Raw genomic sequence first — 22,647 nt, forward strand, 5'->3', positions numbered from 1 at the left:
GAGAGCATGCGAGCCCTGGCCCCTGGGAATCAGCGGACGGAAGGCGCCAGATCGTCCAGGAGGGCCCTCACCCGGACGTCGATGTCGTCGCGGACCAGACGCATCCGCTCCATCCCTTCGATCCCCCGCTGGGAAGGTTCGTCGGTGAGCCAGGTCGTGACCGGTGCGGTCATGCCGTCGATCGGTTCGATGACGGCCTCGCCGCCGAGGAGGATCACCTGGTCGACGCTGCGCAGCAGTTCAGGGGTGACCGGTTGCGGGACGGCGGTCGACATGTCTGCACCGACCTCCGCGATCGCCTCGGCCGACTGTGCGTTGATCGACGATCCGGGACGGGTGCCGGCGGAGTGCACGGCGACGGTGTCCCCGGCGTGGTGGCGCATGAGGGCGGCGGCCATCTGGGACTTGCCGCCGTTCTTCACGCAGACGAACAGGACTGACGGGGTGGCGGAGGGCTGGATGCTCATGCGGGGACCTTCTCGCGAGTGCGGGTGGAGGGCGCGGGGAGAGTGACGTCGCCGGGGAACAGACGGGGGCCCAGCCACAGTGAGACGTAGACCAGCCCCACGAGGACGGGGACCTCGATGAGGGGGCCGACGACGCCCGCGAGCGCCTGCCCGGAGGTGACGCCGAAGGTGCCGATCGCGACGGCGATGGCGAGCTCGAAGTTGTTGCCGGAGGCGGTGAACGCGACGGTGGTCGACTTCGCGTAGTTCAGGCCCACGGCGCGGGAGGCCAGCAGCGAGACCAGGAACATGCCCACGAAGTAGGCCAGCAGCGGCAGGGCGATGCGGGCCACGTCCCCGGGGCTGGAGGTGATCGCGTCTCCCTGCAGGGCGAACAGCAGCACGATCGTGAACAGCAGACCGTACAGCGCCCATGGACCGATCGTCGGCAGGAATCGATTCTCGTACCAGTCGCGGCACTTCGCGCGCTCTCCGAACATCCGGGTGAGGAAGCCTGCCAGCAGCGGGATGCCGAGGAACACCAGCACCGAGAGCACGATCGCGCCGACGGAGAACTCGGCGGAGGTCACGGGCAGTCCCAGCCAGGAGGGCAGGACCTGGAGATAGAACCAGCCGAGCGCGCCGAAGGCGATGACCTGGAAGACGGAGTTGATGGCGACCAGCACGGCGGCGGCCTCGCGATCACCGCAGGCGAGGTCGTTCCAGATGAAGACCATCGCGATGCAGCGGGCCAGCCCCACGATGATCAGCCCGGTGCGGTACTCGGGCAGGTCCGCGAGTAGCAGCCAGGCCAGGGCGAACATGAGCGCTGGGCCGACGATCCAGTTCAGCACCAGCGACAGCGCCATGAGCTTCCTGTCCGCGGTCACTCGGCGAGTCTCGTCGTAGCGAACCTTGGCCAGGACCGGGTACATCATCACCAGCAGGCCGATGGCGATCGGGATGGAGATCCCGGCGACGGACATGCTCTCGAGGACCTGGTTCAGCCCGGGCACGAAGCGACCCAGGGCGAGGCCGAGGATCATGGCGGCGATGATCCAGACCGGCAGGAGCCGGTCCAGGGTCGACATCTTCCCGGCGACCCCGGTATGTGCGCTCGGTGCTGTGCCCGTCATCACGACATGCCCACCTCTTCCTATAGACGGATATCGATGCGAACGCTAGCCTGATGCATAGACAATCGTCAATGTAAGGTGCGCCCATGTCCTCCACCTCCGCCCGCCCGGTAAACATCACGACCAGGGGCTCGGCAGTCGACCGCACCGATTGCGACCAGGAACCGGGTCCCGACGCCGTCCGCTGCCACTCCGACCCGTCGGCCGAAATCGACTGCTGCACTCTCGGCGCCGGACCAATCGACGCCGCAGAGGCGGAGCACCTGGCCATGCGCCTGAAGGCACTCTCCGACCCGACCCGACTGCAGCTGCTCTCCCACGTAACCGCACGCGGATGCGGCGACGTGTGCGCCTGCGACCTCACCGAGCCGCTCGGCATCTCCCAGCCCACCGTCAGCCATCACATGAAGAAGCTGGTCGATGCCGGCCTGCTGACCCGCGAGCAGAAAGGGCGCTGGGCGCATTACTCGGTCATCCCGTCAGCCTTCGCGGAACTGCGCGCCTTCCTCGACCTGAGCTGACCTCCCCTCCCCCCTCCAAGCCCGCCCCCATGCCTCACAGGAGACCCCATGCCCGATCGCCCCAGCGTCCTTTTCGTCTGCGTCCACAACGCCGGTCGCTCCCAGATGGCCGCTGGTTGGCTGCGCCACCTCGCGGGAGACCGCATCGAGGTGCGCTCAGCCGGTTCCGCCCCCGCCGACTCGATCAACCCCACCGCAGTGCAGGCGATGGCCGAGGAGGGCATCGACATCACCTCGGCCAGCCCGAAGGTGCTCACCCGCGACGCCGTCCAGCAGTCGGATGTGGTGATCACGATGGGCTGCGGGGACGCCTGCCCGATCTTCCCCGGCAAGCGCTACGAGGACTGGGAGCTGCCCGATCCCGCCGGCCAGGGCGTCGAGGACGTACGTCACATCCGCGACGACATCCGCAAGCGGGTCGAGGAGCTCATCGAGAGTCTGCAGTCACAGAACTCTCCGGACAGCACCCCTCGGTCCTGACCCGAGCTACGCCAGCTACACATCGTCGTAGCGGACGACTCGTGGGCGGATGCCTACTGGGGCGGACGCCAGCCGAGGACCTCTTGAGCGAGTTCGGCCAAGGCACGCTGATCGTCAGCCAGGGCAATGCGTCCGGCATCAGTCGCGCGATAGATACGGCGATTGCGCCCTTCGACGGTTCGAGCGAACGAGGTCAGCAAACCATCGGCCTCAAGACGATGGAGCGTGGGATACAGGGTCCCGGGACTGATCGAATACCCGTGCTCCGCGAGCTCGGCCGCCATCCATGCCCCGTGGATCTCGCCTTCGACAGCGTGATGAAGGATGTGCAGACGTACTGCCCCGCGCTGGAAGTCGCGCACTCCACGCTCTCCTCGTTGGTGCTGGAACCGAAATCGAGACACAAGTCTACGCGCGCCGCCCCCGTTGGCCCCAGCGACCATCACATCGGGTACCGATATCGGACTACGATATGAGACGTGATGGAGTGCGCCCCGACAACCCAGCCCGGAGAGTTGAACCCATGAACAGTCCGAACACGCTCGCCCGTCGACTAGGCACAGGTGACGCCGTCGTCATCGGCTTGGGGTCAATGATCGGTGCCGGCATCTTCGCCGCCTTCGCACCCGCCGCCGCGGCGGCAGGGGCCGGCCTCCTCATCGGCCTGCTCATCGCCGCGGCAGTGGCGTACTGCAACGCCACGTCCTCCGCGCAGCTGGCCGCGCAGTACCCCACCTCAGGCGGCACCTACGTCTACGGTCGAGAACGCCTCGGACCATGGCCCGGATTCCTCGCCGGCTGGGGATTCGTCATCGGCAAAACAGCCAGCTGCGCCGCCATGGCCATGACCTTCGCCGCGTACGCAGTGCCGGAACCATGGCAGAAGCCAGTCGCCATCGCAGCGATCCTGGGACTAGCCCTCGTCAACTACTTCGGGGTAACACGCACGGCTGCGGCGACCCGCGTGATCGTCACTGTGGTGCTCGCCGTTCTCGCCGTCATCGTGATTGCCGGCCTCAGCAGCGGCGCCCCCGCGGCCGATGGATGGGCGTCGCTGACTGTCACTGGCGGCTGGTACGGGGTCTTGCAGTCAGCGGGACTGCTGTTCTTCGCCTTTGCGGGCTATGCCCGGATCGCCACGATGGGCGAAGAAGTCAAGGAACCTCAGCGCACCATTCCTCGCGCGATTCTGACCGCCCTGAGCCTCGCCGTGGCGATCTACTTGCTCGTCGCAGTAGGGCTACTCCTGACGATCGGGGCCCAGACCGTCGCGACATCCAACGCGCCTCTGGTCGATGTGGTCCTCGCCCGCGGATGGGACTGGGCCGGACCACTCGTCCGCATCGGAGCAGCGGCAGCGGCGCTCGGAGCCCTGCTGGCACTGATCGCTGGCGTCGGACGGACCAGCCTTGCCATGGCCCGACACGGCGACCTCCCCGAATGGTTGGCCTCAGTCCACCCGCGACACCGGGTCCCCCACCGAGCAGAGATCACCCTGGCGGTCGTCGTCAGCGTGATCGTCCTCCTGGTGGACCTGCGAGGAGCGATCGGATTCTCCTCGTTCGGAGTGCTCCTGTACTACTTCGTCGCCAACGTCGCCGCCTACACCCAGAGCGACTCGCAACGCCTCTATCCAAAGCTTCTGCAGATACTCGGGGCACTGGGATGCGTCGTACTCATCTTCACGCTGCCCCCGGTCTCGATTGCAGCCGGAGTAGGCATGTTCCTGATCGGCATCTGCTATCGCGTGGTACGACGTCGACGGGGATGATCCCGCAGCAGGCGCGCAGCAAGGTCCTCAAGATGATCCGCATCGCGCCAAGATTCGATCTTCGGACGCTTGCTGCCAACGCCAACAGCGAATCGCGCACCCACGTGCCCATTCGCGGCTGCGCATGCTCGTGACTCCGCAGACCATCGGAAGCATCCATCGATTGGCCGAACCGGTCACGTCGCAGACTCGGACACCTGGCAAGCAAGCGGAGCAGTCCAACACCGAAATTTTCAGGACGGCCACGGCTCTGCGGGCCGATACAGCGACGCCTTCCGCATCGTCGCGCTCTCAGCTCTCCGGTCGCCACGAACGTCGCACGATCCGGGCTGCAGAGTCCAGACGTGACACGAAGAAGCTGTACGCGATCGGAACTCGACGACTGCACAACTGCCGAGCCTCTGCGCGGCTGGGCTTGGGCGACAGCCCCGAGCGCCGAGCCGGTAGCGGGGTTCGATCGGGCCGGGCGGATATGAGGAGCCACCACCCCAACGGGAATCGAAGGTCATAGGAGGAGTCCGCTCAGCCTTCCCTCCCCTGCTTGCTCGTCCCGGCGGTCTTCCTCGCTGGCGCTCGTCGTCCTTGGTTCTCGCGTTCGGTGGGGCCGGTTCGCTCCCCTGCGGGGCTGCGCCCCTTGGTCGTGGCGTAAGTCGTGGCGGTGTCGGTGCGCTGCGCGGGCGGCTGCGCCGCGTGCGTGGCGCCGGCGTCGCGCTGACTGTCTCGCTGCGCTCGGCTGGTGGTGCCCGGCGGTGCGCCTGCTGTTCGTGGTCGGATCGCGGTGCTCCCCCGGTGCGTTCTTCGCTTCGCTTCGATGCGCTGCGCGCAGCGCTCTTGCATCGTCGGCTCTGTGAAATCGGGCCTGCTCGTGGATGCACAGGATCCGGGTGGTCTGCGCAGTGCGCGTCGGTGCTGGTCGCGGGATGCGCGGAGCGTGATCGATGCGGCGCCGCCCACTTCGCGCAGTGTCGATCCGCTCGAGTTCATCGGCTGGTCCGATTTCCCGCTGCGCGGTGCTTGCGCTACGCGCTCGTGGTGTTGCGCGTCACGCTCCTCGTCACGGGATCTCCGTAGTCGGAATCTTCGCGGACCGATGCATTGCGCATGACGCTTAAACCGTTGCGCGTAGCGCATGCGATCCGTGGGCGGTGCGTCGTCGTCGCGGAGCGCGTGCTCGTCGTACGCGAAGCGTTGCGAAGGGCGAAGCACGAGCAGACGAAGTCCGTGCCGCAGCGCGAAGCGCAAGGCGTCCCCGCCGGATCGGATGACCTCACGAAGACACAGGATCGACCTCCCCATAATTGGCGGAGCCTTGGGGATGCACGGGTCGATACTTTGGCGAGGTCATACGACTGGACGCTCCACGATCCCCCGCGGCGAAGCCGCATCGTGGACACAGCGCGACCAGGGCGGGGACTGGGTCCCGCGGGGCGGGTCGGGTTTTTCAAGGCCAGGCTCCGTCCAAAATCTGAGATTCGGCGATCATCTCATGAGACACGTTGGTCCGGGAGGGCACCCCAGAGCGTGGTCCGCCTTGAATATGCATGGTCAAGCTTGAAGAGGGTGGTTCCCATGCGAGTCCGATCGTGCTCGGCGGGCGTTCTTCGAGTTCGGACGCACGCACTAGTCTTGTCGCATGGGTAAAGCCGCAAAGAAGCGCTCTCAGCAGCAGCGTCGCAACCAGGCAGCGCACGCAGCCTCGAACATCGAGACGACCCTGACTGTGTGCGCGACTCCTCCGAGGGATGAAGATGGCCCGAGGCTCGAGAACGAACTACAGCTCGTGAAGAGCGCTTTGCTCTACGGCGACCGGGTCGAACTCCTTTCCCCGGCGTCTTCCTTCGCGAGAACTCTGAAGCCGTTCCTCACGGTCACCGAGGAAAATGTTCTCGAGCAGGTCTCGCACATGCCTCCTGAGTCGCTACGACGTCTCGGCGTGGGGACAGACGTCGGACCTGGCATCGAGCTACGCAAGTTCCGTAGGAAGCTCAGAGAACTCGACCGCTTGGACGAGAATGATCCGTGCCGCATCGAACTCCTCGACCAGTGGCGGCCAACCGCACTATCAATGCGCGTGACGGCCGATGACTATTTCACCCAGAGAGGTTCCTACGAGCTCGAGGCGGCTCTTGACCACCATGACGTCGAACTTCTGGACGTCGGCTTCGATATGGACGACGACGTCTCAGTGCTTATCGAAACGTTCCGGATCAACATGCTCGCTGCACTGGAGGACCCACGCCGAACAGTCCTCCTCGACCCGATGGGCAGCGAGATGGCAAGACTGCAACCCGGTCGCTTGGCGGCGTACAACGAGGCTCACACGAAGCGAACCGCAGCGGGTGCCGGGCTTATTCAGCGGCTGCCTACTTTTCCCCGGGCGCCGATGGAAGACATCCTCGAAGCGCGTGATGAGCTCGCCGACGGGCGCATTGGCTATCGCCGAGCTTTGAAACAGCTTGCTGACGGGTTGCACTCTGCCCCGTTCGAAGAATCTTTGCCCGCCGAGCTCGACGAGCTTTGGTACGACACCGTCGAGCCCGCGCTGGTCGAGCTACGTAAACGCGCAACGGTTACCCGAGTGGCGTACGCGGCAGGCAAGGACCTAGTCAATTCGAGTGCCGGGCTCATTGGAGCATTGGCAGTCACCTTGACGACGATCGGCAGCTTGACCGCTCTCTTCCCCTCGACGGCTGCGGTCACCGCAGGAGGAGTCAACGTCGCGTATGCGGGGGCGCGCGCAGCATTACGCACTCGATCTGAAGTGCGGGAGTACGACCTCGTGTACCTACACGACCTCAACCGAAGCCTCGGCGACTTCGGCCTCACTGGCTAGCCTGCAACTCACACGCTGCTGGTCCTGGAAATGATCTGACCAAGTGCCGCCTACCTGGGTGCTGCTCCTTCGCATATGTAGGGGCATGAGTAGCCGTGTCGTGATCCGCCGCGTGACCCGCGCATCGGGTGGCCAGAATTCTCCCGAGCTCGTCGCCACCCGCATGCGCTCCTTCGCCTCGTCCCTGACACCCCGTACCGCCGCGACGTTCCTCGCGATCATGACCAGCGACGGGCTGGAGAACTACCTGATCACCCCGGACACGGAGTCCATGAACAAAGCCGCGCTCTCTGCCGCGCATGCCGTGACGGGTCGCCTCGCATACGCGGATGAGCTGCCGGATCTGCGCGCTGCGGCCCGGGTGGGGCATCTGTTCTTCCGGCCGGGTGGGACGCGGGCGTCGACGACCCAGTCCGGTCGGGATCCGTTCTCGATGGCGGCGTCTCTGGCGGACATGTCGGCCGGGTCGTGGGTGGCGATCACGATGCGCGCCCCGCACCGCGGACTCCTCCTGCACGAGGACCGGCTGTGGGATCGGTGGATCAAGGGCCGCATCGTCGGCGGCACCCACCACTCCCTCGAACCGAACGGCGTGATCGCACACATCGCCGCCGCCTCCACCACCCGCGCTGACGTCGACTCGCTGCTCCGCCAGGTCGCGGGCGACATGCATGGCTTCGACCTCGAGACCCGCACCGTGCACTTCCCCCGCCCCTGGGTGCTGGCGCAGCTGGCCGCCGTCACGCTCGCGCTCGTCATCGCCGGGGTCGGCGTGCATGTCGCGGCGCCGAGTCTCGCGGCGATCGTGCCCGGGGCGATCGTCTCGATGACCACGGCCGGCCTGTTCGTGTTCGCGGTGCTGCCGCTGCAGATCATGCTCGGCTACACGGCGTGGGGGCGACGATACGAGAAGCGGTTCCGCACCGGGCGCTTCCCGCTCCCCCGACGTCGATGGGCGTGGCGGACGAGGCCGCCGACGCAAGGCAATGATCAGGGTCGCGCCGAGTCCGCGCAGGACTTCCAGTCCAGTTCCGCGAAGCGTGCGACGGGTCCTGGCGACTATCCGCTGAGCCGAGGTTCGTTCAAGCTCGCCGCGATCCTTCCCGTCGGCGCACTCGCCCCCGCCTCCGGGTCCGCGTCCGGCACCTCCGAGACCGGGGACCGGGCCGCGCCGGCATCTCTGCTGCGCCGCATCGGACCCGTCATCGGGCTCGACGCGATCGGCCGGATGGTGCGACTCTCGGCGGCGGATCTGTGGGCTGGCGTCGCGGTGTTCGGCAAGCCCCGCTCCGGAAAGTCGTACCTGCTGCGGTCCCTGTTCGCGTTCCTGCTCATGGACCAGCAGCCACTCCCCCGCGACGAGGCCGCGACGCCGGAACAGTCGGCGTCGATGCTCGGGGAGCAGGGGGCGATCGTTGCGTTCGAGTCGAAGTCCGGACAGGATGCCGCCGAATACCAGGCCTGGGCGACCAGCCTCGGCACCCGCAAAGTCCACGTCTTCGATCTTGCTGACCCGGACGGGGCACGGATCGACATGTTCACCGGCGGGAGCGGGATCCTCGACAGTGCCGCGAAGTTCGTGGAGAAGATGATCTACCACTGGGGCTCCGACTCCATCGGCGCCGCGTCCGCGAAGACGCTCCGGGGCGTATTCACCACGGCCCTCGGCGCCCCCACCGACTCGCTCGAGGCCGCGATCGAGACGCATCCCGAGGCGCCGACCCCGGCACCCGTTGCGACACACATGTCGATCGCCCATGCACTCCTCGGCGGATACGGGGACGAGTTCGGGGTCCACCTGGCGGAGACGATCCGCCGCCGCCTCGCCGACGTGAAAGCCGGCCGCGCAGACGGGAACCAGGAGTCCCTCGAGGTCGCGGTGGGTGGACTGTCCGAGCTGTACGGGACCACGGTGAAGCCCGCCAGCCGCGCCGCCCTCCAGAAAGCACCCTCCTCAAAGGTCGAGGTGCTGATGCTCGCCCCGCACTGGTGGCGCACCGATGGCCGCGTCACCACCATCGACCAGATCCTCCACCGGCACCTGCGCGTCGTCATCAACTCCGGCGCCACCTCCACCCGCACCGGTGCCAGCCGCGACAACCTCCGTCTCCCGGCTGCGGTCGGGGATGCGCTCAGCGGCATGCTCCTGTACTCGCTGAAGGAGATAATCCAGGACGTGTGCGCAGGGTGGGAGGACCAGGGCCGGTATGTCGCGATCATCTGCGACGAGCTCGCCCGCGTCGCCGCCAACTCCCCCGACGTCATCGAATGGACCCGCATGCAAGGCCGAGCATTCGGCGTGATCCCGATCTTCGCGACCCAGGAACCGGATCAGCTGGTCGACGCCGTCAAGCGCACCATGTTCTCCCTCTCCACCGTCATCTCCTACGCCCAGGAGAACTCCGATGTCGCGACGCAGATCGCGAAGGACTTCACCGGTGGTGCCAGCGAAGGATTCGAGGTCGTCCACCCGAAGGAGGTCATGGATCTGGCGCGGTACATGACGCTCGTGCGCACCGTCGTTGAGCAGCAGCGGCAGAACGTGTTCACCGCAAGAGTCCACCCGTTCGAGGATGACCGGGACGCGTTCCGCGACGTCGTCTACCCCACCGACACGGAGACCGTAGTCCGATGAGCAGTCAGCACCTCGACGAGCTACCGAGCCTGATCGAGTCGGTCCCGTTCCGTGCTGCGGAGCGGGCCGACCCGTACTGGGAGGGGATGTTCGCGACCGGCAGCTCCGACGGGTGGGTCAACGCGTCCCAGCACCGCCGCGCCACCGCCGCGCAGATGCGCTGGTCCGGGGTCCAGCCCAGCTACGTCACCGACTCCGACGAGGCGCTCAAGGCGATGCGCACGAACCGGCATCGCCCCTCGATCCTCGCCGCCCTCGGCGCCGTCTCCTCCTGGCGCACCGTCACCCGCGAACAGCTCGCCTGCATCGCCGGGTCCCGCGTCATGGGCAACACCTACCCCGCCGCCCTCTCCGCCCCCTTCTCCGCCGGCCTCCTCGCCCACGGTTACGTCTCCGCAGGCATGAACCGGCTCGCACCGGCGGATCAGCGGATGAGCATGTGGACGATCGGCGACCAGATCGACGCCTACCCGCACTACCGCAAGTCCCTCACCTTCGCCGAACACATCGCGATCACCGGCGGGCAGGACTGGAGCAGCGAGCACCGCTTCGACCGCCACAACGTCCTCACCACCGAATTGGCGCTCCGGGTCGCGGAGTTCTGCGACGTCGCGACCGTTCTCGGCGAGAAGCAGATGTCCCTCGCCTCGATGCTCGCGGCAGCCGGGATCCAGGCGCAGCAGGCGGATCTGGGGCGCCGGGCGGATGCGGGGATCGTGCGCCGCGACGGGCTCGTGATTGCGGTCGAGACCACGGCGTCGGTCGGTGACGCGTTCCGGCGGAAGATGGCGAAGTGGGCGCAGATCCTCCAACGCCACCCCACCTACGAACTCCCCCTCGTCGTCCTCGTCGTGGACGTGTCGACGCCGTCACAGGCGACCAGCGCCTCCGCCAAGAACACGACGGGGCCCGAGATCCAGGCCGCGATCCGCGAAGCCGTCCGCGACTACCCCGGCACGGCCCTGAACCGCACCACCGCACGGCTGGGGATGATCTCGTGGATGGACTGGTTCCCCGGACCCCACCAGGTTGCGGGCTCGTTCGAGGGGCTCTCGGCGTCGTTCCTCGCCCGCGGCACGGACGTTGATGAAGAGGGCTGGCGACCAGCGCGACTCCTCAACACGGACGAGCTCCCTTACCGGGAAGGCTCCGCCGAGGCCGGCGAGGCGATCACGACGAATGCTCGGCTGCTCGCGGGAACCCCGCACTGGCTCCGCCCCGGCACCGTCCCCCGCACCGACAAGTACCTCGTAGAACAGGCAGGCCGCGGGAGCATCGACGCCCTCATCGAGCCGTCCGTCCCCGATCGGATGACTGGGCCCGGCTTCACGCAGCAGGTGGCGGGACGGAAGTGGCGGCGTCTCGTGCAGCTCTGACCGCTTCCTCGGCACGTTGCCCACCACTGTCGGTGGTCGTCAACGAGAATCAGCACATGAGCTCCTCGTATGCATCCGCGATCTCCGCCGCCACCAGCTCGATGTGGGGCGAGGTCGTCAGCGCTTCGGTTCGTTCATCTGCGCTCGAGTTCATGAAGATGGACTCTTCAGTGCTGAACTCCGCGGCAAAGGCTATTGCGCAACACTCGGCGCCAATGTGGATGGACTCTGTTCGTCAGGTCGCGAGCGCCCCCTTGAGTAAAATGCAACCCGCCATCACGGCGGCATCTCTTTCCCAATCATTTCACCGTGATCTGCTAGCGGCGATGCGCCCTCGAAACTACGACGTCCTGTCGTCAATCAAGACTCCCGCCATGAGTTCCCTGATCGCATCAGCAGGCCTGCAGCCTGGGTTATTGAACCCTTCGACCACCGTCATCAGCTCACTGGTCAAGGAGATGGATCTCGGGTGGAAACCTCTCCATCTTGTTATCCCTGGGCTCGCCGGCGGACCCGTTCCCGGCTTCGATGCAACCGTCCGCTCGATACTTGGAGACGTCGCAGAACGGTTGGGGACCGAGCTTGAGGTCCCCGGCGACGAAATTGAGTTCACCGCCTGGCCCGACGTTGAGCTCCAACCAGACCCCGAGTACATCGACTACACAAACGGCCACGGCCAGGAACTCCAGAGTGCATTCTGGCCACGCCGAAAGCTAATGCAGGCGGCGCGGAACGCTGTCTTCATCATCCTCGTGTACTCACTCGCGACCGACGCAGCCCCCGGAATCATCGAGAGCTTGCCAACTCAAGTCTCTGCACACATTCCAGAAGACCCTGTACCCGACGAGATCCAGCCTCCGGACTGGCTCTGGAAGGCGATCCTTCTGGGGTACGGCATCCGAACGGCGCGGAAAGATACGGCAGACCCCGATCATTAGCCCAGCCTCGAGCACATCACCGCCCACTTCACCGGCTGAACGCGTCACCATCGGACTGAAGGGCAGGACCTCATGAGCTTCAGGCGCAAGAAGGACACCGGCGAGCAGGGCAATCGAGGCGAGTTCGGATCTACCACCCGGGCAGAGGCCAACATCAGCGTCGTGCGTGCCGGCGGGACCATCGACCGATCGGCCAAGATCGATGGCTCCGCGACGATCAGCTCGTCGGCGACGATCCGGAACATGGTGCGGATCCAGGAAGATGTAAGGATCGGGGACGGCGTGAAGATGGGCCACCACTCCTTCGCTGGCGCTGGGGCGCGGATCGACGCGGGTGCTGAGGTGGGCTCGGGTGCCCGGATCAGCGGAGGCGCGCATCTGAACTCCGTTGTCCGGGTCGGGCCGAACGCTTCGATCGCGAATCGCGTTCGCGTCGGGGAGGGAACGAAGGTCTCTGCGTGCGCGATCATCAACTCCGACTCCGAGATCGGGCCCGACGTACACGTTGGTCGGAACGTGAACGTCGGCGGCCGGTCAATCATCGGGCAAGGGACGGTGATGAAGGCGTTCTCCTCGACCGGACAGGGGACGACGCTTGGCCGGAACGTCGAGCTCGGTGAGGAAGCACTGGTCGGCTACCGCTGCACCCTCGGTGACCGGGTCCGTGTCGACCCCGGGATCATGGTCGTCCCCGAGTCGCGGATCGCCGACGGAGAGCACGTGAGCATCGATCATCCGTGCGCAGCGCCGAAGCCAGAGCCTGAGCCGGAGGACTGACCGACCCAACTGCCCGCTGCTCGCCCGGGTCCTGCGAGGTTCAGGCCCCGCCCACTTGCCGGATTGACAGAATCTCTCTGGCGAAGGACGGGCGACATGGGACTCGGGCGTGGGCCGCAGTATGAGAAGGACTCCGACGAGTTCGCGAGCTCGCTGAGCCGCGGCATCGTGAAGGTCGGCCTGTTCGTGCTGGTCGCGATCTTCGTCGTGTCGCTGCTGGTCGGGGTGCTGTCGTGAGCGGGTCCGTGTTCGGGATCGCCGGCGGGACGGTCGAGGAGCTCGGCACCGATGCCGCGAAGGCCGGGCGGGTCGGTGAGGAGAGCACGGGGCGGGTGCTGGACATGCTCGCGGTGGAGTCTCAGCGAGATGTGTGGCATGACCTGGATGTTCCTGCGCGTGGTGTGGTCGCGAACATCGACCACATCGTCACCGGTGGCACCGTTCTCCTGATCATCGACTCGAAGCGGTGGCGGCCCGGCTTCTACTGGACCCTCGAGAACACCTCGTACCGGTGGCTGGCGAAGGTGGAGCACGCCGACCGGCGCACCATGGCGATGCTCCAAGAGCGGATCAGCACTCACATCCCACGCGCCCTCGTCCGGCGCCCGCTGGTGTCGATCGAAGCCTCGCGTCCCGGGGCGCTGAGCGTGACGTTCCTGCACGTCCCGGGCGCGGATGCGATCCGGGCAAGTGCCCTGCCGCGTCGGGTGCGGGCGTTGGTGCCGGATGAGCCGACGGATCCGGATCTCGTCGCGGCCCTGTACCCGCTGCTCCGCACGAGCTGAACGGGGGTCACGATGGCGCAGAAGTACGACAAGCCCGCCCTGAACCTCACCATCCCTCTGACGGTGCTGACGTTCCTGCTCACCAGCGCCGCGGTGTTGGCCCGGTTGCCTGCGGGGTGGGTGCTGTTCGCCGGGGTGCTGGTCGTGGCGTGGTTGCATCCGGCGCCGATGCTCACGGGCCCGAAGGAGACACCCGCGAATCCGCGGGAGGAGCACCTGATCCGCGGACACCGGTCATGGATCGACACCCGCACCTCTCTGCTGCTCGGGAACCCGTGGGGGTGGGAGTCGTTCTGGCCCGGCGCCCCGCCACGGCTCTCGTTCATCACCTCGGCCGCGACCGGCGGCGGCGTCGCGGCACTGCCCCTGTCCGATCAGTTGCCGACCGATGTGATCGAGCGGATCGCGGCGCTGATCGGTGGAGACGCCCCGGTCGTGGCGATGCCCTGGTGGGTCGCCGCGTCGTCGGGGCTGCTGACTCACCACGTGATCGTCTCGCTCCTCTCCCGTCGCCGGAGGATCCGGGAGCAGCCGGTCGTGACGATCAGCCCCAGAGTGCTCCGGCAGCTGTGGTTTTCGAGGGCGCGTCCGCTCCTGCTCGTCACCCCGGTCGCCGCGGGCCTGGGCGCGTGGGCGGTAGAGGCCGGACTGGTCGTGGCGGGTCAGGAATCGCTGGCATGGCGGGCCGTCGGGATGGGCGCGGCGGTGATCCTCGCTGTCGTTGCGGTCATCGGTGGGCCGGTCTCGCGGCTGGGTCTGGCTCGGTGGCGGCGACTGCAGGGAGCATCGACGGAGTGGGCCCCGCGGTTCGCCGAGCTGTTCACCGAGAAAGAGGGCCGGCCACGGCTCGTGGACCGGACTATCGCGCCGTGTGGGGCGATCGTGGATGTGATGGATGCACCGCCGAAGCTCATGGCCACCGGCCTACGCGACCGGGCCGACGCGATCAGCGCGTTCTACGGCGACCCCTCCACGCAGATCGATGTCCTCTCGAGCCCGAACCTCGACGCGTCCGGGCAGCCGATCCCCGGGACCTCACACCAGCTGCGCGTGCGAGTCGTGCAGTGGCCGGAAGGATCGTTCCCGAACCTGCTGGACCCCGACCTCGACCCGTACTCCCGCGATCTCGCGCTGGAGTCCGCGATGGCCCGGGCTCTGGACGGGATCGGAGTGAACCGGATGGTGCTGCTCGAGGCCGTGCAGGCCGCGGACCTGCCCGCGCCGGTCCAGCCTCCGACCGCGTCTCGTGTCGTCGCGGCGTGGCGGTGGCTGCGCGGCGTGCCAGCCCCGACGCCAAACACTCCCGAGGATTCGCCGCTGGCGATCTGGAAGACGACCTGGGCCATGCCCGGCATCACCACCCCGCCGTGGGCGAGCATCCAGTCCGAGCACGCATCCATCGCCGCGGCCTGCTCCACCGTGATCGGTGACGAGCAGGTCGACGTCGACGCCGTCGTGGACAGGCGCAACGGGTTCGTGCTCGTCGGCGACCCCCTTTCCGCAGACGCGACCTACGCCGAGGACTCGGGGCTCACGTTGGAGCAGGTGCGGAATGTGCAGGCGGAGATCGAGTGGGAGAAGCGCTGGGAGCAGACCCTCCCCCAGGGTGCACCGGCACCGACCACCCGCTTCGAGATCACCCGCGACACCGAACTCCCCCAGCGCTTCACCCGCGACGGGCTGATCCTGCACGAGCAGCTGTTCGCGACCAAGACCGGCCTCGATGCGGGCGAGACGTACATCGACCCGCGCGGCAAGGACTTCGAGAAGGGGATGCGCACCTCCATCACTGGCGCGCAGATGGCCTCCATCGTCGGCTGGCCCAGCGAGAAGGAAGGCCAAGGCTCCCGCCACCCGCACCTGTTCCTCGTCCGCTGGACCACCGACCCCGTCCCCACCACCCCGCAGGACGTCGCACCACCACAGGGCTCAGCACCCGTCGCCACGAGCGCTGCCGCGTGGGTGCTCGCGCACCTGATCAACACCGCGTTCCGCGCCCCGGCCGTGAAGCTGCCCAAGCCCGAGCTCGTCCAGACCGAACCCCTCACTGTGCCGGCGAGTTCGAAGCACGCGTGGAAGGTGACGCTGCGCCTCCACGGCGGGACGACGCTGATCGACGTGCGGAAGAAGGCCGACGCGATCCGCTCTCAGCTCGCCTGCCCCTGGATGCGCCTCGCCAGCCCGCGCGACGGCGAAGTGACCCTGTACATCGGGGATCCGGGACCGGGTGCGAAGCTGCGGCGCGGCGCGGAGGTCGAGGTGCGACGAGTCGACTTCGACCAAGCGTTCGTCGACTCGAACATCACGAACCTCTCCGGCGCCGTCCCGACCCTGACGAAGCTCGAGACCCTCGCCGCGAACGACCAGGTCGAGGTCCTCGACTTCACCCTCCCGCCCGGTGTCGATGTCGCGAAGGTGAAGGGGAACAGGGAGAAGCTCCGCTCGAACCTGAACGTCGAGTTCCTCGATGTGCGCCGCCACGGGGCGTCCGGGATCCAGCTGTTCATGGCCGAGCACGATCCGCTGCCCGAACGCGTCGGGATCCCCTTCACCACACTCGGGGACACGCCTGCGGCATTCGGGGTGAGCGCGCTCGGTGAGCCGATGATCTTCGACCCGCTCGAGAACCCCCACCTGCTCGTCCTCGGTGGGACCGGTTCTGGCAAGTCTGCGGCGATCAGCACGATGCTGTTCGACCTGATCCGCTGCGGCTACCTCCCGGTGATCATCGATCCGACGAAGGGCGGGTACGACTTCCTGTTCGCCAGCGACTGGGCGATCGCCCCGTTCGCCGCCGACGTGTACCAGGCCGCCGCCACCATGAAGGCCCTCTGTGGGGAGCTCGAACGGCGCAAGGCCCTGAACGGCCGCCACGGTGTCGTGAACATCGACAAGCTGCCGGTGGAGGTGCGGCCTCCGCATCTGATCGTGGTGGTCGATGAGTTCACGTCCCTGATCGGGAAGTCGTCAGTGCCACCGAAGTCCGATGATCCGGCTGCCGATCATGCGCGGCTCGAGGCGGAGGCGGAGAACAACGCGCGGGCGATCATCGGGAGCATCGTCGGGAAGCTCGGGCGGGAGGCTCGCTCGGTGGGGATCCATCTGCTGCTCGGCACCCAGAAGCTGAGCGCGAAGACCCTCGACACCATGCCCGGAGGATCCGACCTCAAGACCAACCTGGCGCGGATGGGGCTGGGGAACATGACTCAGGGGGACCGGATGAGCGCATTCCGGAACCCGATGGAGGCCGACACGATCGCCGCCCCGAGAGTCGGACGGGGCCTGTTCGAGCCTCTGACCGCGCCGCATCCTCGGCTCATGCAGGTCTGGTACGAGGAGAACGCCACCCTCCACGCGAAGCTCGACGAGCTCGACGTCCCCCGCTCTGGACCGGAACAGCTGCTGGATCCGACTGATCCGCGCTATGCCGTCACGCCGCTGGACGGTTTCGTGGACGTGGTCGAGGAGACGATCATCGCGGAGGTGGTGCCGGCGGTGGAGGAGCTCGACCTGGACATCTGCTTCGATCTCGGGGCCCTTCTCGAGGACACCTCTCCCGAACCTGAGCTTGCGGCTCCCGCCGCACCGGGCCGGAGCGTGGCCCTCTCCGAGCTCAAGGCGGGCAACCTGTTCGAGCTCCTCGAGACTCTCCAGCACGTCATCGAGTCTGAACCGGTCGCGGAGATCGTGGTCGACGTCGACGGACTCGACGCCGAGTCGGAGGTCGGAGCCACCTACCGAGAGCTGATTGCCGAGCTCGCCGCCAACACGAGCGCCGAGCTGCACGAACCCGTTCCCCAGCCCATCGAGACACCGGCCGAGGACCTGCCTGGGGTCGCGGCGGCCCCGGCCGACACCCCCGCCACGCCAACTACCCCGGAGGCCGGCACGTCGGTCGATGAGGATGACGGGTTCGACTTCAGCTTCGAGGCTCCGCCAATGGTCCGCGGAGGCCTCTGACCGCGGACGACGCGTCCTCCCGCCCACTGTGGCGACCGAGGAGGTCACCCATGGCGGAACAGCCCACCACCCCCGGCAAGAACACCGGGGACACTCCCCTGCCCCACGCCGACGACGCGCTCAAGGCTCCCGGCAGCGGCGACCTCAGCACCGGCACCACATCGACAGGTGCATCGACCGGCCGAGTGCTCGCGCAGAGGGGCGTCGAGGCCGGCGTGAAGAAGGCGACCGGATCCGACATCGCCGTCAGCGCCGTCCGCGGAGCACAGAAGGCCCGCAACGGCGACATGATCGGTGGAGCCCAGGACGTCGCCGCCTCCGGAGCAGGTGCACTCACCACCGCAGCCATTGCCGGCACAGGCGCCGGTGCCCCCGTCGCAGGGATCGCCGGATCCGCCGTCACCACCCTCCTCCAGACGAAAGCCGTCCGTCACGTCCTCACCGCCATCGCCGCGATCGTCATCACCGCCCTCGTCGTGCAGACCATCGTCATCACCGGAGTCACCGCGGCGATCGTCAGCGCCGTCCTCCCCTCGGTCAGCCAGGCCGCGACCAGCTCCCCGACCTGCAACGACCAGGGCGGTGCAGGCGTAGGCGCGCCGAGCAACGTGGTCGGTGGGGACATCGAGGAGAAGGTGTGGAACTACCTCCGCGGCGCCGGATACAGCGAAGAGCAGACCGCCGGCGTCATGGGCAACATTCAGCGCGAGTCCGGCTTCAACCCCTTCGTCGCCCAAGACGAAGCCAGCACCCCGAGCCTCGAGTCCGGTTGGGGGCTGGTGCAGTGGACCGGCAGTCGCCACGCCGATGTCCGCGACGCCGTCATCGCCGAGCTCGGCGCCGACTACTACATCGCCGCCCCCACCATGCAGCAGCTCCCCGAATCCATGACCGAGCAGGACGTCGACGCGATGGTGCTGTTCCAGCTGCGCTACATCATCAGCGAACTCGAGGGCGCCGAGAAGGCCGCCGGTGACCACCTCGCCTCCACCACCACCGTCGAAGCAGCCACCAGGTCGTTCGAGTCGCGGTACGAGCGGGCCGGGATCTCCGCGATCGACGAGCGTTTCGCCAGCGCCCGAGCGTTCTACGACCAGTACAACGGTACGGCCACCCCGACCCCGGGCGGTACCGACCCCGCCCCGAGCCCCGACGAGACCCCAGCCGTCCCGGCCACCAGCGGTTCGAACAGCGACTGCACCGGAGCCACCATCACTCCTGGCACCGAGACCGGATCCGTCACCCCCTGCCCCAGCGGCACCCCCGGCTGCGTCAACATCGCGGCGCTCACCCAGCCCTCCGCCACACTCGCGTGCCCGGCCGGCACCATCGACCAGGGCACCGCCACCGCCTACTACCGGGGGCAGGGGAAGCCGATCCGGCTCTGCGCCCTCGACGGCGCGACGGACCTGAACGGGCGCCCGATCGTCATGAACGCGATCATCGCCCCCGCCTTCGTCGCCTTCTGGACTGACGCAGAAGCCGAGGGCCTCGGGCTGACCTTCACATCGTCCTACCGGTCCCACGCCAAGCAGCAGTCGCTGTACGCGAACTCCCCCGGAGGCGCGGCGAGGCCCGGCTGGTCCAACCACGAGTTCGGGATGGCGTTCGACATCGGCGGCTTCCCCACCTCCTACTCCCGTCATAACTGCGGACCCACCCGCACTCCTGAGAACGCCTGCTCCTACCCCGGGACCGGCGCTGACCTGGAGCGGTGGAAGCAGCTCCGCGAGCTCGGGCTGAAGCACGGTATGTACATCCACGACGAGGAGTTCTGGCACATCGAGTTCATCCCGTCCGGCCTCCACCGCGGCCGCAACATCGACGTCCACGAAGGGTGACCGTCATGAGTTCGAAGATCCTCCGCGGGCTTGGCGTCGGCGCGGCGGTGCTGCTGGTCGTCGCCGGGTTGTACTGGCTGATCCCCACCGGTAACCCGAAGATGGACGATCCATCGCGGGTAGGGAGCACCGACGTCGCTGTGCTGACCTCCGACGGCGGCACCGACCAACCGACCGTGACCGAGGCGCCGACGACTTCGGCCGTGACGGATGCTCCAGCACCGACGGGCGATCGGACGGATCCCGAGCAGGTCGCACGCGAGTTCATGACGACCTACCCCCGCGACATCCGTGAGCAGTCCGATCCGACCTTCCTCGCCTCGCTTGACGGTGTCGACACGGCCCCTCTCGATCAGGTCACCGACCTCAAACTCGATCAGGCCGGCCACGCCTCTGACGAGACCCACGAGCGGTACGCCTACACCGTCACCGGCACCTACCAAGGCCAGGTGCAGGCGTTCTACTCGATGGTCGTCGCTCGTCCGGCCGAGCCCGGTGAAGGTGGTGGGGCCGCGGAGAACGATCTGCCGTTCCAGGTCCACTCGTTCGACTGGGCGCCCGGCATGATAGGCGACGAGGACAGTCCCGGCCCGGCCGCCGGCAAGCCCGTCCCGATCACCACCGAGGAGCGCGAAGAACTGATCGGCCAAGTCCGTACCGACGTGATCGACCCGATCCTCACCTTCGACCCCGACGAGAGCCCCGAACAGCGGCAGGAACGCCTCGACGAACTCACCGTCGAGCCGTCCACCGTGACTCCCCCGATGTCCCGCAGCGGCCGCTACGCCATGATCACCGAGACCCTCTCCCAGACCTACAGCACCGAACACGGCGGCCCCATCACCATCACCTACGCCGGCACCTGGGTCGACCCCTACGACCCCACCCACAACGGATCATGGTCGCTCACCGCCGCGATGTCGAGGACGGACGAGCGCAACTTCGTAGTACACAACGTCGATGGGCCCGCACCGTTCAAGAGCGGCGAGCAAGATTAGTAGCCGCGAAGCAGGTATATCGACAGAGGAAGTAACATCTCGCTTACGGATTCAAACAATGACCTGACCTTCAGTTCACCGATTGCCGCGACCAGCGAGGCGCAGCACGAAGGTCCTCATCGCGGCCCAGCTCCTCCCACCACTCTTCTCCTGAGCGTTAGTCTCGTTTGGCACGACAGAAAACCCCTTCGAGCCAACCTGAAAGACGCGGCGTGGCCGCAGGTGCGACTCGATAGAACTAAGCGCCTTCGCAACATCGTGAATAGTTCTATTCTCGATATATGTCGTCTTCAGGTGCGGCTCCCAGTCGAGGATGTACACATCCAACAAAGATCGTCGGCCACGACCACTATCCCCCTCATACGAAACTTCCACCTCGTACCGGTTGCTGAAGTCTCCTGGGCGGGCGCGTTCAAACGCCTTCACCTCCCAGATCGTGGACCACTCGTCACCGGGCACGAGCGTAGGGAGGACATCAAAAACCATGAACGCGTCAGAGTCGGAGAGCGACTGCAGTTTCGGCTCACTCGAAAGCCGCACATTGTGCGCAGCAGACTGTCCGAGATTCCTCACGTAGAGCTCCACGATCCCGTGGTCAACCCGACGAAGGCCGACGGCCACGTAGGGACGGGCTTGCTGGAAACGGAGCTCGCGACTATCCCAAAGTTGCACCACGGCAAAAATCGCGGTTAGAAGTGCTACGACAAGCAGGAGCCACTCTGCGAGTCCAGAATTGAGCGCCAACCAATCCAAGGTGTTCTTCATTTGGAGCCTAAACAGTTGTATCGAGTGGTGGTGCCGTCAAGGATACTGAGGTCCGCCGACACTTGAGGGTCGCGTTGGAGCACTAGCTGCCGGTACGGTCTCACCATCGAGATTCGGGACGGGGTACGGACGAGCCAGACTCGGTCTGGCGATGCTCACGACATCGCTCGGCTAGCGCGAGAGATCGTTGGCACTTCAGATGATGTCCGGTTAGTGGAGATCGCCAAGAGGATCGAGCGCATAGCGCGAGCCCTCGAATCTGAGCTCTGAAGTCCTCCCCTTGGGGAGCTACGGACTGGTCTGCCGACGAGCTAAGGCTTCAGCGCCAAGCCGTTCCCTGCCGCCACTCAACTCGCAGTGGCTCCCCAGCAGGGAAGTAGCGTCGTCGGCGCCACTGCAGGCGCAGGATGTACAGCCGCGACGGCACGGTCCCGGACTTGCGGGAGTTGTGGAAGGGGCAGAGTGCCTGTTGGTTGCTCATGGTGGTGCGGCCGCCGCGGGACCAGGGGAAGATGTGGTCGCCCTGAGTGGGGGTGTTCGTGCAGCGGTGCCAGAGGAGCGACTTGTGCTCGCACCGGTGGCCGGCACGCTCGAACGCCGCCCGACGCTCAGCAACGGTGAAACCGCGACGGGGATCCCGGTACTCGCAGGCACCGCCGGCGGGCGATGCGAGCACCACGCAGACGACCAACGCGACGGCGACAGGGATGAGCAGCCAAGGGTGCTGGGCGAAGACGCCGAGGACGACCTCGAGCGCTTGCAGTACGTCCCTGAGTAGCTGAGACTCCGGCATCTCGTCCGCCTCTCGAGGATGAATGTGGGACGGGCCGCCGACACGACCCCAGAGGTTGGGGTGCGTCGACGGCCCGTGGTGAGCTGGTGGGGTCAGAAGTCGAAGTCGTCGTCCGAGCCGCCGTCACCCGTCTCGGCCGCGACGGAGGCGGTGGCCTTCGCCTTCGGCTTCGCGCCGGCCCGGTTGCCGTTGCCCTTGCGGCGGGTGGCGGTGGTGGTGGCGAACTTGTTCGACGGTCCGCCCTCCTCGACGATCAGCTCGATACTGGAGCGCTCGTTGCCGTCCTTGTCGGTGAAGTTGTTCTGCTTCAGCTTCCCGACGACGAACACGCGGCCACCCTTCTCGTTCGACTCGGCGAAGTTCTCCCCCGCCTCGCGCCAGTACGAGCAGCGCACGAACGTCGGCTCCCCATCGACCCACTCTTCCGACTCCTTGTCGAAGATCCGGTCGTTGTGCGCGATCGTGAACGACGCGACCGGGATGTTCTTCTTCGTGTGCCGCAGCTCGGGGTCGGCCGTCAGCTGACCGATCACGGTGACGTTGTTGTCCAGAGCCATGTGAACTCTCCTCTTTGGTCTGCGTGACATCGCTG

The 22,647-nt window shown here is 66.8% G+C and carries 20 protein-coding genes; 14 read left to right on the forward strand and 6 right to left on the reverse strand.

The window, feature by feature from the left end:
• Window positions 1-29 precede the first annotated feature (29 nt).
• Together L3K22_RS04040 and arsB are read right to left on the reverse strand one after the other, a co-directional pair.
• Window positions 30-467, reverse strand: a complete 438-nt coding sequence (locus tag L3K22_RS04040; protein WP_263310262.1) for an arsenate-mycothiol transferase ArsC — start codon at window positions 465-467, stop codon at window positions 30-32.
• Window positions 464-1,582, reverse strand: coding sequence for an ACR3 family arsenite efflux transporter (arsB, locus tag L3K22_RS04045; protein ID WP_263310263.1), 1,119 nt, complete (start codon window positions 1,580-1,582; stop codon window positions 464-466). Before arsB ends, L3K22_RS04040 begins: the two co-directional genes overlap by 4 nt.
• An 86-nt stretch (window positions 1,583-1,668) precedes the next feature.
• On the opposite strand from arsB, the gene L3K22_RS04050 reads away from it, so the two are divergent.
• Both L3K22_RS04050 and L3K22_RS04055 read left to right on the forward strand, forming a co-directional pair.
• Complete coding sequence (locus tag L3K22_RS04050; protein WP_263310264.1) at window positions 1,669-2,103, forward strand: ArsR/SmtB family transcription factor; 435 nt, start codon at window positions 1,669-1,671, stop codon at window positions 2,101-2,103.
• A 48-nt stretch (window positions 2,104-2,151) separates the two neighbouring features.
• The gene (locus tag L3K22_RS04055; protein ID WP_263310265.1) at window positions 2,152-2,583 is read left to right on the forward strand and encodes an arsenate reductase ArsC; all 432 of its coding nucleotides are present in this window, start codon (window positions 2,152-2,154) and stop codon (window positions 2,581-2,583) included.
• Between the two features lie 53 nt (window positions 2,584-2,636).
• Here the strand turns inward: L3K22_RS04055 and L3K22_RS04060 are convergent, their stop codons facing one another.
• Window positions 2,637-2,945, reverse strand: a complete 309-nt coding sequence (locus tag L3K22_RS04060) for an Rv3488 family transcriptional regulator (RefSeq protein WP_263310266.1) — start codon at window positions 2,943-2,945, stop codon at window positions 2,637-2,639.
• A 161-nt stretch (window positions 2,946-3,106) separates the two neighbouring features.
• Between L3K22_RS04060 and L3K22_RS04065 the strand changes: the two genes are divergently transcribed.
• From L3K22_RS04065 to L3K22_RS04120, 12 genes are all read left to right on the forward strand, one after another.
• A complete protein-coding gene (locus tag L3K22_RS04065; protein ID WP_263310267.1) occupies window positions 3,107-4,354 on the forward strand; it encodes an APC family permease in 1,248 nt (415 codons plus the stop codon).
• A complete protein-coding gene (locus L3K22_RS04070; RefSeq protein WP_263310268.1) occupies window positions 4,351-4,488 on the forward strand; it encodes a hypothetical protein in 138 nt (45 codons plus the stop codon). The genes L3K22_RS04065 and L3K22_RS04070 overlap by 4 nt, the downstream gene beginning before the upstream one ends.
• A 1,499-nt stretch (window positions 4,489-5,987) precedes the next feature.
• Window positions 5,988-7,187 carry a hypothetical protein gene (locus tag L3K22_RS04075; RefSeq protein WP_263310269.1) on the forward strand — a complete coding sequence of 400 codons (1,200 nt, stop codon included), beginning with the start codon at window positions 5,988-5,990 and terminating at the stop codon, window positions 7,185-7,187.
• Window positions 7,188-7,272: 85 nt separating this feature from the next.
• The gene (locus tag L3K22_RS04080; protein WP_263310270.1) at window positions 7,273-9,822 is read left to right on the forward strand and encodes a hypothetical protein; all 2,550 of its coding nucleotides are present in this window, start codon (window positions 7,273-7,275) and stop codon (window positions 9,820-9,822) included.
• On the forward strand, window positions 9,819-11,198 hold the full coding sequence (locus L3K22_RS04085) for a hypothetical protein (RefSeq protein WP_263310271.1): 1,380 nt from the start codon (window positions 9,819-9,821) through the stop codon (window positions 11,196-11,198). The genes L3K22_RS04080 and L3K22_RS04085 overlap by 4 nt, the downstream gene beginning before the upstream one ends.
• Before the next feature lie 56 nt (window positions 11,199-11,254).
• Window positions 11,255-12,136 carry a hypothetical protein gene (locus L3K22_RS04090; RefSeq protein WP_263310272.1) on the forward strand — a complete coding sequence of 294 codons (882 nt, stop codon included), beginning with the start codon at window positions 11,255-11,257 and terminating at the stop codon, window positions 12,134-12,136.
• A 72-nt stretch (window positions 12,137-12,208) separates the two neighbouring features.
• Window positions 12,209-12,913 carry a hypothetical protein gene (locus tag L3K22_RS04095; protein ID WP_263310273.1) on the forward strand — a complete coding sequence of 235 codons (705 nt, stop codon included), beginning with the start codon at window positions 12,209-12,211 and terminating at the stop codon, window positions 12,911-12,913.
• 96 nt (window positions 12,914-13,009) lie between these two features.
• Window positions 13,010-13,150: a hypothetical protein gene (locus L3K22_RS04100; RefSeq protein WP_263310274.1), complete on the forward strand. Its 141-nt coding sequence runs from the start codon at window positions 13,010-13,012 to the stop codon at window positions 13,148-13,150.
• Window positions 13,147-13,698, forward strand: a complete 552-nt coding sequence (locus L3K22_RS04105) for a nuclease-related domain-containing protein (RefSeq protein WP_263310275.1) — start codon at window positions 13,147-13,149, stop codon at window positions 13,696-13,698. Before L3K22_RS04100 ends, L3K22_RS04105 begins: the two co-directional genes overlap by 4 nt.
• A 12-nt stretch (window positions 13,699-13,710) precedes the next feature.
• Entirely contained in the window at window positions 13,711-17,658 is a 3,948-nt protein-coding gene (locus L3K22_RS04110; RefSeq protein ID WP_263310276.1) for an FtsK/SpoIIIE domain-containing protein, read from the forward strand.
• 50 nt (window positions 17,659-17,708) lie between these two features.
• Window positions 17,709-19,499, forward strand: a complete 1,791-nt coding sequence (locus tag L3K22_RS04115; RefSeq protein ID WP_263310277.1) for a phage tail tip lysozyme — start codon at window positions 17,709-17,711, stop codon at window positions 19,497-19,499.
• Between the two features lie 47 nt (window positions 19,500-19,546).
• Window positions 19,547-20,497 carry a hypothetical protein gene (locus tag L3K22_RS04120; protein ID WP_263310278.1) on the forward strand — a complete coding sequence of 317 codons (951 nt, stop codon included), beginning with the start codon at window positions 19,547-19,549 and terminating at the stop codon, window positions 20,495-20,497.
• Between the two features lie 75 nt (window positions 20,498-20,572).
• Here the strand turns inward: L3K22_RS04120 and L3K22_RS04125 are convergent, their stop codons facing one another.
• From L3K22_RS04125 to ssb, 3 genes are all read right to left on the reverse strand, one after another.
• A complete protein-coding gene (locus L3K22_RS04125; protein ID WP_263310279.1) occupies window positions 20,573-21,262 on the reverse strand; it encodes a DUF8453 domain-containing protein in 690 nt (229 codons plus the stop codon).
• Between the two features lie 319 nt (window positions 21,263-21,581).
• The gene (locus L3K22_RS04130) at window positions 21,582-22,055 is read right to left on the reverse strand and encodes an HNH endonuclease (protein ID WP_263310280.1); all 474 of its coding nucleotides are present in this window, start codon (window positions 22,053-22,055) and stop codon (window positions 21,582-21,584) included.
• 92 nt (window positions 22,056-22,147) lie between these two features.
• On the reverse strand, window positions 22,148-22,612 hold the full coding sequence (ssb, locus tag L3K22_RS04135; RefSeq protein WP_263310281.1) for a single-stranded DNA-binding protein: 465 nt from the start codon (window positions 22,610-22,612) through the stop codon (window positions 22,148-22,150).
• Window positions 22,613-22,647: the final 35 nt, after the last annotated feature.

It is taken from the genome of Brachybacterium atlanticum (assembly GCF_025669985.1).
Taxonomy (GTDB): Bacteria; Actinomycetota; Actinomycetes; order Actinomycetales; family Dermabacteraceae; genus Brachybacterium; species Brachybacterium conglomeratum.

What these genes read in the sequence shown, in the direction of transcription:
- L3K22_RS04040 (WP_263310262.1), bottom strand. Translation starts at nt 467, where the DNA reads ATGAGCATCCAGCCCTCCGCCACCCCGTCAGTCCTGTTCGTCTGCGTG.
- arsB (WP_263310263.1), bottom strand. Translation starts at nt 1,582, where the DNA reads ATGACGGGCACAGCACCGAGCGCACATACCGGGGTCGCCGGGAAGATG.
- L3K22_RS04050 (WP_263310264.1), top strand. Translation starts at nt 1,669, where the DNA reads ATGTCCTCCACCTCCGCCCGCCCGGTAAACATCACGACCAGGGGCTCG.
- L3K22_RS04055 (WP_263310265.1), top strand. Translation starts at nt 2,152, where the DNA reads ATGCCCGATCGCCCCAGCGTCCTTTTCGTCTGCGTCCACAACGCCGGT.
- L3K22_RS04065 (WP_263310267.1), top strand. Translation starts at nt 3,107, where the DNA reads ATGAACAGTCCGAACACGCTCGCCCGTCGACTAGGCACAGGTGACGCC.
- L3K22_RS04070 (WP_263310268.1), top strand. Translation starts at nt 4,351, where the DNA reads ATGATCCCGCAGCAGGCGCGCAGCAAGGTCCTCAAGATGATCCGCATC.
- L3K22_RS04075 (WP_263310269.1), top strand. Translation starts at nt 5,988, where the DNA reads ATGGGTAAAGCCGCAAAGAAGCGCTCTCAGCAGCAGCGTCGCAACCAG.
- L3K22_RS04080 (WP_263310270.1), top strand. Translation starts at nt 7,273, where the DNA reads ATGAGTAGCCGTGTCGTGATCCGCCGCGTGACCCGCGCATCGGGTGGC.
- L3K22_RS04085 (WP_263310271.1), top strand. Translation starts at nt 9,819, where the DNA reads ATGAGCAGTCAGCACCTCGACGAGCTACCGAGCCTGATCGAGTCGGTC.
- L3K22_RS04090 (WP_263310272.1), top strand. Translation starts at nt 11,255, where the DNA reads ATGAGCTCCTCGTATGCATCCGCGATCTCCGCCGCCACCAGCTCGATG.
- L3K22_RS04095 (WP_263310273.1), top strand. Translation starts at nt 12,209, where the DNA reads ATGAGCTTCAGGCGCAAGAAGGACACCGGCGAGCAGGGCAATCGAGGC.
- L3K22_RS04100 (WP_263310274.1), top strand. Translation starts at nt 13,010, where the DNA reads ATGGGACTCGGGCGTGGGCCGCAGTATGAGAAGGACTCCGACGAGTTC.
- L3K22_RS04110 (WP_263310276.1), top strand. Translation starts at nt 13,711, where the DNA reads ATGGCGCAGAAGTACGACAAGCCCGCCCTGAACCTCACCATCCCTCTG.
- L3K22_RS04115 (WP_263310277.1), top strand. Translation starts at nt 17,709, where the DNA reads ATGGCGGAACAGCCCACCACCCCCGGCAAGAACACCGGGGACACTCCC.
- L3K22_RS04125 (WP_263310279.1), bottom strand. Translation starts at nt 21,262, where the DNA reads ATGAAGAACACCTTGGATTGGTTGGCGCTCAATTCTGGACTCGCAGAG.
- L3K22_RS04130 (WP_263310280.1), bottom strand. Translation starts at nt 22,055, where the DNA reads ATGCCGGAGTCTCAGCTACTCAGGGACGTACTGCAAGCGCTCGAGGTC.
- ssb (WP_263310281.1), bottom strand. Translation starts at nt 22,612, where the DNA reads ATGGCTCTGGACAACAACGTCACCGTGATCGGTCAGCTGACGGCCGAC.